The 10,895-nt window shown below is 62.0% G+C and carries 10 protein-coding genes and 1 pseudogene; all 11 read right to left on the reverse strand.

All coding sequences use genetic code 11. The features are described 5' to 3' along the window. Window positions 1-1,828 (reverse strand): flagellar biosynthesis protein FlhA (gene flhA, locus MJ956_RS12385; protein WP_253964765.1); only part of this gene is annotated, 1,828 nt, incomplete at its 3' end. A gap of 150 nt (window positions 1,829-1,978) precedes the next feature. Then, window positions 1,979-2,248, reverse strand: a complete 270-nt coding sequence (gene fliQ / locus MJ956_RS12390) for a flagellar biosynthesis protein FliQ (RefSeq protein ID WP_206455293.1) — start codon at window positions 2,246-2,248, stop codon at window positions 1,979-1,981. Window positions 2,249-2,253: 5 nt separating this feature from the next. Then, the gene (gene flgD / locus MJ956_RS12395) at window positions 2,254-2,658 is read right to left on the reverse strand and encodes a flagellar hook assembly protein FlgD (protein WP_253964766.1); all 405 of its coding nucleotides are present in this window, start codon (window positions 2,656-2,658) and stop codon (window positions 2,254-2,256) included. Continuing rightward, complete coding sequence (flbT, locus tag MJ956_RS12400) at window positions 2,658-3,113, reverse strand: flagellar biosynthesis repressor FlbT (protein ID WP_253964767.1); 456 nt, start codon at window positions 3,111-3,113, stop codon at window positions 2,658-2,660. The genes flgD and flbT overlap by 1 nt, the downstream gene beginning before the upstream one ends. Before the next feature lie 2 nt (window positions 3,114-3,115). Continuing rightward, window positions 3,116-3,463: a flagellar biosynthesis regulator FlaF gene (gene flaF, locus MJ956_RS12405; RefSeq protein WP_253964768.1), complete on the reverse strand. Its 348-nt coding sequence runs from the start codon at window positions 3,461-3,463 to the stop codon at window positions 3,116-3,118. Window positions 3,464-3,613: 150 nt separating this feature from the next. Beyond that, entirely contained in the window at window positions 3,614-4,699 is a 1,086-nt protein-coding gene (locus MJ956_RS12410; protein WP_253964769.1) for a flagellar hook-associated family protein, read from the reverse strand. 12 nt (window positions 4,700-4,711) lie between these two features. Then, the gene (flgK, locus tag MJ956_RS12415) at window positions 4,712-6,211 is read right to left on the reverse strand and encodes a flagellar hook-associated protein FlgK (RefSeq protein ID WP_253964770.1); all 1,500 of its coding nucleotides are present in this window, start codon (window positions 6,209-6,211) and stop codon (window positions 4,712-4,714) included. A gap of 40 nt (window positions 6,212-6,251) precedes the next feature. Then, window positions 6,252-7,529 (reverse strand): flagellar hook protein FlgE, encoded by a 1,278-nt coding sequence (locus tag MJ956_RS12420; protein WP_253964771.1) that lies wholly within the window; start codon window positions 7,527-7,529, stop codon window positions 6,252-6,254. A 164-nt stretch (window positions 7,530-7,693) separates the two neighbouring features. After that, entirely contained in the window at window positions 7,694-8,365 is a 672-nt protein-coding gene (locus MJ956_RS12425; protein ID WP_253964772.1) for a response regulator transcription factor, read from the reverse strand. A gap of 300 nt (window positions 8,366-8,665) precedes the next feature. After that, window positions 8,666-10,183, reverse strand: coding sequence for a flagellar hook-length control protein FliK (gene fliK, locus MJ956_RS12430; RefSeq protein ID WP_253964773.1), 1,518 nt, complete (start codon window positions 10,181-10,183; stop codon window positions 8,666-8,668). After that, window positions 10,180-10,895: pseudogene (locus tag MJ956_RS12435) on the reverse strand (hypothetical protein); the annotation flags it as partial. The gene fliK and the pseudogene MJ956_RS12435, both read right to left, overlap by 4 nt.

Below are 10,895 nucleotides of genomic sequence, written 5' to 3' on the forward strand. Positions count from 1 at the left end.
GATGGAAGGCGAGGTCCCACTGATTGCCCAGTCGAAGGACGCCAAGCTTGCCATCGTGCAGAAGGTCGCCGCAAATCTGCTGCGCCATGCGCATGCGGACGTGCTCGACGATCTGCTCGGAACGGCGCACATGCGGCGCGATCTCGGCGATCGCCTCCAGAATGAGGCTCAGGTTGCGGATCGACACCCGCTCCGCCAGCAGCAGCTTCATGACGGCCTGCAGGCCGGAATACGACATGTGCGAGGGAATGATCTCCTCGATCAACCGCTTGTACTCCGGCTCCAGACGGTCGAGCAGGGAGCGCATGTCCTTGTAGGACAGAAGCTGGGCGAGGTTGTTGCGGATCGTCTCCGACAAATGCGTCAACATGATCGACAGCGTGTCGATCGGCTCGAACCCCTGGCGACGGACCTCGGCGGAAAAACTCTCCGGCACCCAGGCGGCGCGCATGCCGAATGCGGGCTCCTTGGTCAGATCGTGGGGCACGTCCGGCACCGACGCATCGCCGAGAACCACCATATGTTCGCCGAGCCGCAATTGCTGCGAAGCGACCGTGGTTCCGTGAACCTTGATCTCATAGGACTTCGCATCGATGGCAAGATCGTCGGACAGTTTGATTTCCGGCACGACGAAGCCGTAACGCCCGGCGAAACGCCGGCGCATCTTCTGGACCCGGTGGGCCAGTTCATCCCGTTGCAGCATGAGATGCGCGGACGTCTGCTTGCCGAGCACGAGTTCGATCTCGACGATCTTCAGCGACTCCTTCACCGAGGTGCGTTCCGCCTCCCGGGCCACTTCCTGCTCCTGAGCGCGGTCCGCATGCGCCTTGCGGATCACCTCCTTGCGGCGCTTCGGAACGAGATAGGCGACCAGTGCGAGCAGTGTGGCCAGAAACATGAATGGCAGGAATGGCAAGCCCGGCATGATGCCGAGCAAGGCCATCAACATGGCCGAGACCGCTAGAGCCCGCGGGTAAAATCCGAGCTGGCCGACAACGGCGGTCTGAGCGGCACCGCGCGTTCCGCCCTTGGACACGAGAAGACCCGCGGCAAGCGATACGATGAGCGCGGGAATCTGCGAAACCAGCCCGTCGCCCACCGACAGTTTGGTGAAGACTTCGGCGGCGCTGGCCGCATCCATGCCGTGGCGGCTGATGCCGATGATCATTCCGCCGAAAATATTGACGGCGGTGATGATGAGACCCGCGATGGCATCGCCGCGCACGAATTTCGACGCGCCGTCCATGGAGCCGAAGAAGGCGCTCTCCTCCTCGAGCTCCTTGCGGCGCGAATGCGCCTGCTTGTCATCGATCAGACCCGACGACAGATCCGCATCGATCGCCATCTGCTTGCCGGGGATCGCGTCAAGGGTAAAGCGCGCGCCGACCTCCGCGATACGTGACGCGCCCTTGGTGATGACAAGGAAATTGACGGTGATCAGAATGACGAAGACGACGATGCCGATGAAGAAATCGCCGCCCATCACGAACTGCGAAAACCCGCCGATCACATGGCCCGCCGCGTTCACCCCCTCGTGGCCCTGCGACAGAATAACGCGCGTGGTCGCGATGTTGAGCGACAGGCGCAGCATGGTGGCCAGCAGCAGGACGGTCGGGAAGGCGGAAAATTCGAGCGGCTTGTGAATCCAGAGCGAGACCATCAGAATCAGGACCGACAGGGCGATCGACAGCGCCAGGCCCATATCGATGAGGAAAGCCGGAATAGGGACGAAGAGGACGGTGAGGACGAAGACCACCGCGATCGCGAAACCGATATCGCGGCCGCCCTTGGTTTCGGCGGATACGGGGTCCAGCGTGTCGACGGCCATGGCGCTACTCTCTACGGCAAGCGTTCAGCCGGGAGATGCATCGCGATCGTGACGACCGCTTTCCACCGTTCCCCGGCCGTCCGTTCGTCGCAGACGAAGATTGCTCAAGGCTGGCTTCCGCGCCTGGGGCGAGCCCAGCCGGCGGATTGCTCAGTTGAAGCCGTTCTCGATACGGGAATAGGATTCTTGCGTGAATGCGTAGACCTGCGCTCCGGTAAAGGAAGCGGTGAGCGCGATCACGACGAAGATCGCCAGGATCTTGGGGACGAAGGTCAGCGTCACTTCCTGGATCTGGGTGAGAGCCTGGAACAAGGCGATCACCACTCCGACGCCCATGGCGGCAGCCACCGCCGGGCCCGAGGCCGTGACGATGGTCCAGACGGCGGATTGGACGATGTCGAGAGCGTCAGCTTTGTTCATCGGGTCTACTCCACCGTCAGGCCGGGAGCGAGGGGCAATGTCCGGCCATCCTCGAGCAAAGCCTCGACGCCGCCTTCGACCACCCGCACAGCGGCGACCGTGCCCGAGAGCGACCCGTCGGCCGACGTCGCGGTCCGTCCGATCAGCGAATTCGCCTGCGTCAGGGCCGACACCATCATCAGCGAATCGAGCTTCTTGTTCGTCTGGATCGACTGTTCGACATTGGAGAAACTGGCGAACTGGGCGATGTATTCGGTGGAATCCGTCGGATTGAGCGGGTCCTGATTCGACATCTCCGCAACCAGGAGCTTCAGGAACGCGTCGTAATCCAGACCGTTCTTGCTGGTCGCGGTGGCAAGACTCGCGCTGGCGGATGCCGGCGTGGCCGAGGTGACGGCGCCGATACTCATCAAAAGCCTCCCGCGGCGAGCCGCAGTTCGGGTGTCTTGGTTGCGGCCGGTCCACGCGATGGCGTGGTCCCCCGCAGGATACCGTCCTCGATCGGGATGAGCGTGCGCAGACGCTTCAACGCCTCGAAACAACGTTCCCGCTCGACCAGGCCCTGAATATCGGCGAGGCCGTCGACGACATCACTGTTTCGATAGGTTCCGAGCATGGTCCCGAGGGTCTTGCTGAACAGCTGGCGGGCGGCGTCGGCACTGTTCGGGTCCATCAGCATCATCTGGACGATGAAATACAGCTGACGCAGCGGCGTCGTGGCCTGTTCGGCCTGCATTACGTGGCTCTCTAGAAGAAACGTGACGTCGTTGAGGAACTCCAGCGTGGTCTTGCGATCGACCTTGAGGACGGCGCCGTTGACGAAGATGCGTTCGCCGGCCCGTAGCGTGATGCGAAGCGTCGCCATCCCTAGTTCAGCCCGTTGCGGATCAGCGTCGTGATCTCGATGATGCCCTTGAAATTCTGGGACTTGCCGATCCGGATGTCTTCCGCTTCGCGCATGATCCACAGACCGATCGAGATCAGTTCGGCGCGGAGCGCTTCCGGCAACCCGTTCTCGGCGCTCGCAAGATCCTCCACCAGGATCGCCCACAGGCTCCGCGTCGTATAGATCGCCTCGATGGCATCGCGCGAGCGCGGGCCGTTGGCTTCGGCGGACTTGAGCAGCGCGATCGAATGATCAAGCGCCTGGCGCTCGCGATCACGGGCATCGACTTCGACGTCCTGAGCCACTTCCGCATAAGAGAACTGATACATTCCTACCCCTTGCTGCCCACCCGGATGACGCATTCGCGCCGAGCCGGGTCTTGCGGTCTGTCTTTTGTTGCAATCGGCGCGCCGGCAAATTCCGCCCCGCCAAATTTTCTACTGCACCCGGATATCGGAGCCGGACGCCCGCCCCCGTGCCTACAGGTAATTCAAGATGCTGAGGCGCGAGATCCGCGCAGTCAGCGCATAGGAAGTCTCCAGCAAGTTCATCAAGTTGGTCACCCGCGTCGATGCCTCGTATGGATCGACCTCCTCGATCGAGGTGATCGACATGTTCAAAACCGTGCTGCGGCTTTTCAGCGACTCGTCGGCCCGATCCAGGCGAGCCTGGCTGGCGCCGATCTCGCTCTGCATCGTGGTCAACTGGGATAATCCCAGGCTCAGACTTTCGACCGCCCGGCTTGTGAGAAGCTGACGCGCTTCCTCGTTCATCTCGAGAGCACCAAGGTCGCCCAGCATCACGTAAGCTTTGGTGATGTTGCGAAACGCCGCGGCATCGGCCGCATAGCTGACGTTGATCTGGCTTTCGCCATTGATGACGTTGTAAACAGGCGTGCCGTCGGCGTTCGACCAGTTGGCCCAACCCAAGCCGGCGGTCGGAGCAAGCGCGAACAGATCTTCGAACTCGGTGTCGATGAAATCGCCCAGATCCGCGGCACTGATCGTTTCCACCGCCGGATCACTCTGACTGAATCCGAACTTCGCCAGGAATGCGTCGGCGGTCGCCTCCTTCGCGGTCGAGTTGGCCTCGTAGGTACGGGCGCTGCCGCCCCCGACCGCCTGAAAGGCAATGGGCGGCTTCTCGGTGGCCGCACCCGAGAACAGGAAGCGTGATCCGGTCGAGCTGTTCAACGCCGCCATCAGCTGCTGGAGCCCCGCGGCCGCTTGCTGCACCGTGGCGGAAACGCCGGGCGTACTGGTGCCGTTGCCGATCAACGAAGTCATGAACGCGTCGGCCGTAGCGGCCATTGACGTCATCGCCGTCTGCATGACGTCGAAGCGCTGACTGATCAGCCCGTTGGCTTCGCGCAAGCGGTTCGTGCTCTCGAATTCGGCGCGCAGCGAGATCGCCTGGTTGGTACGAACCCCAAGGGCCAGCCCCACGTCGGCGAAGCGACCCGTCGTGACCTCCTTCTGTGCGATCTGAAGGTCGGCCTGAATATTGGAAATAGCCGTACGCGGCGCTGTCGAGAGCGAAAAGCTGGATACGAGAAAATTCGACATCGGGTTCTCCGATCAGGCGATCGCAAGGAGGGCGTCGATCATCTGGCCGACGGTGGAGAGCAACTTGCTCGACGCCTGATATGAGCGTTCGAGGTCGAGAAGCCGGGTCATTTCCTCATCGAGATTCACGCCGGTGCGGTTCGACAACGCTTCCCGGGTCTGGCCGAGAAGCACCTTGCCGTAATCGACGTCCGTTGTCGCTTCGGATCGCCGGCTCTCCAGCCATCCCATCGAGGCGGCGGCGTAGTCGCCCAGCGTCCCCGTCCCGCCAGCTCCGAGCGTGACGTCGAAGCTTCGCGACGTCGAAAAATTCGCGACGAGTTCGTTGATCCGGGAGGTAAAGCCACCGGCGTCCTTCAAATTGTAGACGAAGCGCGCCTCGTCGACCTGGTCGGCGTGAGAAATGCCGCCGTCTCTGAGGCGCATCGGATCGCCGCCGACCGCATTATCCACGCCGGCCGCGACCTGGATCATTCCGGCAAGGCCGACGGTCGCCGCCGACGAACCCGGCACGGTTGTCATTCCCTTGGCGGTGAACAACCCAGCATAACGATTTGTGTCCGGGAGGGCCGGCGGCGGAGCGGGGTTCTGCTCCGTCTCGGCAAAACTGTCGACCAGCGCGAATGCCAACGCGTCGAGTTGCCCCTGCAACGTGACTGCGGTTTCGTCGCGCAGCTGCAACAGGCCGAAGACGCTACCGCTCCTGATCGGCATCGGCGCCGATGGGCCGAAGACGCTGACGCCGTCAATCTTGAACGCGCCGCCGCTGATGGTCGCGCTGTAGGCCGGCGTCGGCTTGAACTCGATCAGGCGCGCCGTCGTTTCGAACAAGGTGATGCCGGAGTCGGTGGTCAGGACAAGGTCGTTCCCACCTCGCACCTGCACGTTGAGGCCGACATAGCTCGACAATTCGGAGACGATCTGGTCCCGACGATCCACGAAATCGGTGATGTCGGCATTGGTTGCCGTGCCGACCGTCACACGATTGTTGACGGTTTCGAGCTCGGCAAGAAGCTTGCTCATGGCCTCCGCCGCCTGGGTCAGCTGCGTATCGGCATCCTTGCGCATGTCCTGCGCCGCCGAACTCGCACGGTTGAGGCTGCTGGCCATGTCTTTCGCGGCGGACACCGCGGCCTGGGCGGAAGGCGGACTTTCCGGCGTGACGGCGAGTTGCGACAAGGCGTTCTGAAGCCCGACGAGCGATGCCGCCGGGGAATCGGGTGCATCGACATCCCCGATCACTTCCCGAACGCGATTAAGCGCATTGGCGGTTACGTCGACCGCGCCGAGCGTCGACTTCGAGGTGATCAACGACCGAAAAAGCGCCTGGTCGCGGGATTGCGCGACCGAAAGGATCTGAATACCGCCCTGCCGGCTGGTGCTGAGATTGGCGTATTTCCGCGTTGCCGATGGATTGTCGGCGTTGGTAATATTGCGGGAAACAAGCGCTGATTGCGCCGAGACGCTGCCCAAGGAAGCGCGCGCGTTCGAGAATGCGGTGAGAAGCGACATGTCGTGGAAAAGTCCTTGGCGGACGCCGGCCGAATGCGGCTCAGCGCTTCAGATTGACGAGTACGTCGAGAATCTCGGCGCCTGTCTGGAAGACCTTCGAGTTGGCGCTGTAACTGCGCTGGGACTCGATCATGCTGGTGAGTTCGGATGCCAGATCGACGTTCGACTGCTCGAGGGCGCTCGACAAAAGGCCGCCGAAGCCATTTCGCCCCGCGGTTCCCAACTCCACATCGCCAGAATCCGCTGTGGCGCTGTAAACGTTACCGGCCGAAGCCACGAGCTGGTCCGGGCTGGTGAACCGGGCCAGACTCAGTTCGTAGAGCGGGATGCGGGTACCATTGCTCATAATGCCGCTGAGCATGCCATCCGATGAAAACGAGAATTCGCTGATGGTTCCGGCGGGGTTGCCGTCGGTGCTCAATCGGGCACCAAATTCAGTGACATATTCCGTCATCGAACTGAAGCTGACGTCAACGACCTTTCCGTCCGCCAATGTCAGCGGCATATTCCCCAAAGGGGCAACAGGAAGTCCCGTGGCGAAGTCGAAGTCCACGGTCGTCGCGAGTTGGACGAGCGTCTCGGGAGCCGTCGCGGTGTAAGGGAACCCGCCGTCCGTCGACTGCGCGCGGTCGTAAACCGCAATGTCCCAGGAACTATTGGCGGCGGGAGGAGCGTCCTGAATCTTGGTCAGATAGACGTCCAGAACCCGCTCCTGACCAACCTGATTGTAAACCACGAGCGACGTCTTCTTGGTGAAAACGTCCCCGGCGGTATTATTGGAAGCGGGCGTTTCGGTCAGGGTGTCGATCGCGGTAACGCTCGTTGGAAACTGGAGCGAGAAATCTGCCATCGTCGTGGCGGACGGCGGGATCAACTTGCCCACCGGCAGCTCTATCGGCCCGATCTTGCCGGTCTCAACGGACGTTCCGGTCAGGCGATATCCCGCCGCGTTCACTAAAAAGGTCTTGCCGGTTCCCGCTTCGCTGCGTTGTACGAAGCCGCCCGCGCGAGTGTAATAGTCTCGACCGGACGCATCGGCGACGACGAAGAAGCCGTTGCCTTGGATTGCCAGGTCGCTTGCCGACGAACTCGCCGAGATGCTGCCCTGCTGACTGATCATCTGACGGACCTGGGTACGGACAGCACCCGAATTGTACTCGCCATCACCCTGGGCGAGTACGAGCGACGAGAATTCGGTGGTGCTGCGCTTGTAGCCGTTGGTGCTGGCGTTGGCGATGTTCTCCGATACTACCGACAGGCGGTTGGCCTGTGCGTTCATCCCCGACACGCTCGTTCTGAAGACGCCGTTTATGCTCATCGTCCGCTACTCCACATCCTCGACTTGCCGTCATGAATAGGAAGCGAAGCTTGCGTCGGCCTGATTGCGAAGCTTGTTTTTAAATAACTATCGAAAAGAAAAGGCTTCGCCAAATATATTGACGAAGCCCGTATTGCGTTAATACTTTGGAAACCAATTGGACCCTACTCAACCCCAATCCCGTAGCCGAGATAGCGCTTCGACGAAACAGGGTCATAACCAAGGCGCATTTTCAGCTTCTTGCGGAGCTTGGAAATATGGCTCTCGATGACGTTCTCCTCGACGTTCTCGTCAAAGATGCCGTAGATCGCACTGAACAGTTGCTGCTTGGAAACGCGGCGGCCGCGGTTGGCGACCAGATATTCGAGGATGCGGCGCTCGCGACGCGGCAACGCCATGGGCTTACCGGCAACGTCGGCGTCTCGCCCATCCTGGTAGACGGCGATCTCGCCGACCACGGTGCCCGTATCCTCGGCGCTCTCGCGGCGACGAATGGCGCCGACCCGGGCCAGAATTTCCCGCACATGAACCGGCTTGGCGACAACATCGTCGACCCCCGCCGCAAACAGGTCGAGCGTCCCGTCGAGATTGCGGCTTTCTGACAGCGCGATCATCGGCGCCTTGGAACGAGAGCGGATCAGGCGCGGGCAGAATTTGCGTTCGTCAAAGTCTCCGAGAAGGAAGGCCTCGACGCCAGAAATATCCGATTCCGGCGCGGTCTCGACCCACTCGCGAAATTCATCAGCATGGAAACCGGCCGCCGAAACGCCCTCGCGTCCAAACAAGGACTGGTAGCCACTCGTAACAAGCTCACGATTGTCGACTACAACGATCATATTACCCTCCGGCCTCGACATTATGTCTATGAACAAAGACCTAACCTGACCCGAGTCTTGCGCCTATCCTCAAATTTAGTAGTCCGTTAACCATCGAAGTGGAATTTCGCCTAAGTATCGAATCCGACTCACGAATTTTTTTCGTAAACAAAACCTTAACGGTCGCGGTTCGCGATAAAATCCTGCTAAATCCGATACTTGGCCAGCCACCTATCGCCGCCTACCGTAGAAATTTCCGCTACATCCTCGACCGCGGATCGCCACCTCACACGGAGATCGATGCGGGCGTGGTCTTCAGGATCAGATATAGGTCGAGGGATCGATATTCCGCCGGCCCGCCGGCGGGCCGGCTGGTGTCGCTGACGCCTGGCCCTGCTCCCGGTCGCCCTCGTGTCTCTCGCGCGAGGATTGGCGATGTTCGAACCGCCCGGCCCCGTCTTCCGCCATGCCATCGCCCGCACGGCCCTCATTGCCAGTTCCAGCATGAGCGGACGGCGATGCCGACGGCGAGCGCTGCGTCGCCGGATCGCGAACCGCGATGCTGATCGCCGCATCGTCGACCGCGAAGCCCGCCTTGGAAAGCAGCGTCTTCAATCCCTCGGCGTCGTCCTTCAGGCGAAGCGCCGTCTCGGCCTCGCTCGCCACCAGATGGACCGCCAATTGGCCGTCCACCAGCCGCATCGTAACGTCAAGCTTGCCGAGCTGCTCCGGTTGCAACTGAATCTGAATCGTCTTCAACGCAGCGCCGCCAGCGCGCAGATGCAGCCGTCCATCGTCCCCGACGGTTCCGGGAGTCGGCCGAATATCAGCCAAGGCGCTGGTGACGGCGGATGCGACCTGACGGGCGGGTCGTCCGCCTGCCGCCGGATCGACGGTGACCGTCGTATCGAACTTCTGATCCTCGACAGCCGAAGGCCGGTTGACGTTGGCCATCTTGCCATCCGATGAATTCCTGTCGCTTCTTCCGGCGATCAGCGCGTTTCTTTCGCCCAATTCCGCGCCGGATGCACCGCGCCGTCGTATCTCAACGCCGTCATCCTGGCTGTCAGCCTCGCTGGAAGCCTCGCCGGACGTTTCGCTGGAAGCCTCGGTGGAAGCCTTGGCCCCGTCAGCGCGCTTCATGTCACCCTGGCCACCGGCAGAGGCCAGAAAACGCCCGAAACCGGACGCCGCTAGCGTCGTATCCACCGAGCGCACCTGCCCGTCGAGTGCGACAGTATCAGCCGGTTGAAAGTCGGTGCGCATGGAAACAAGGTCGACCCGCGTCGGGGTCGGGCGGCCATCCACCGCCCCACCGAGCGCCTTTATTGCCACTTCGGCCTGCTGCGGAACCGCGAAGGCTCTCGCTAGAGGATTTGGTCGGTCCAGGACCGTCATCGCCCGGGAACTGTCGGGAATCGCCTGAGCCTGGGCTGATCCGGCGTCGGCGCTGCTCAGCAAAGCATGACGAATCACAAGGGGCGTCAGCGCCAAAGCGCGTTCGGCTCTGGGCTGGTCGGCGGCTAAAGGTTCGGAGCCGGCACCGGCTCGCTTGGTCTGGTCGATCTCGGTCAGGAGGGATGCGATATCCGGATCGTATCCTGTCTGACCCAGGTCGTAAGGTCTCTTCACGCTGGTCTCGGATTCCTGGCCGTCCTTGCCCGCAACCTCCGAGGAACCGTCGCGCCGGACGTCCGCGTCGCGTCCCTTTTTTCCCGCGGCGTCCACCGCCGACTCGAAGCTCTCCCCGGACGCCGTCTGACTTCCTGCTCCCCTGTTGGCGGATCTTGGCGCAGTCAGCGATTGTGCATCGGTGTGGGCTGGGATCGGTCCGGTCATGGTGCAGCCTTTTTCAGATCGTCGCGTACAGCCTCAAGGATGGCCGCGCCCCGCGCCAGGATCGGCGAGAGGGTGTCGGTCTCCTGCGGAGCCTCGGTGCCAACGACGCCGGCGACCAAAGGTTTGCGCATCTCGTTCAGCACATCCATAGCGGCGTTGCGAAGCTCGCGATCCGCCGGGTGCAACGCGTCTGGATCGATCGCCTCCAGCGTTGCCGTCACCTCGGCGAAGTCGCGTTGCGTCAATGTCGACGCGATTTCGTAAAGCAGCGCCCGTTGGCGCTCGCCCTCCCTGGCTTCGTCATATGTCAGCGCCTTTGCCGCCGCCTTGGCCGCCAGCGTCAAATTGCCGCCCACCAAGGCCCGCCGCCCGACGGCCAGATAGATGCCGAGTTGTTCCAAACGCGGAATCGTTGCCGTCGCATCCGCGATCGTCGCGATGACCGCATCCCCCGTTTCCGCCGGACGGGCGGCATAGACTGCGGCGAAGCGAGCACGAAAATTACCCGCGTAGGCCGAGGCGGAAAAGCGATCGAAATATTGCCGAGCGTAGCGGTCCGCCGTTTCCTGATCCCCGGTCTCCTCAGCGAGCAGAACGCCCATACGAAGCGCGGCCTCCTCCAGCAGGGTTCCGGGCGCCACCAGCATGACCTGCGCGAGACGCTTCAGGGCTTCCGCCGGCTTGTTCGTCTGTTGCAATTGGGCCACGGCGA

Source organism: Aurantimonas marianensis, assembly GCF_024195285.1.
Classification (GTDB): Bacteria; Pseudomonadota; Alphaproteobacteria; order Rhizobiales; family Rhizobiaceae; genus Aurantimonas; species Aurantimonas marianensis.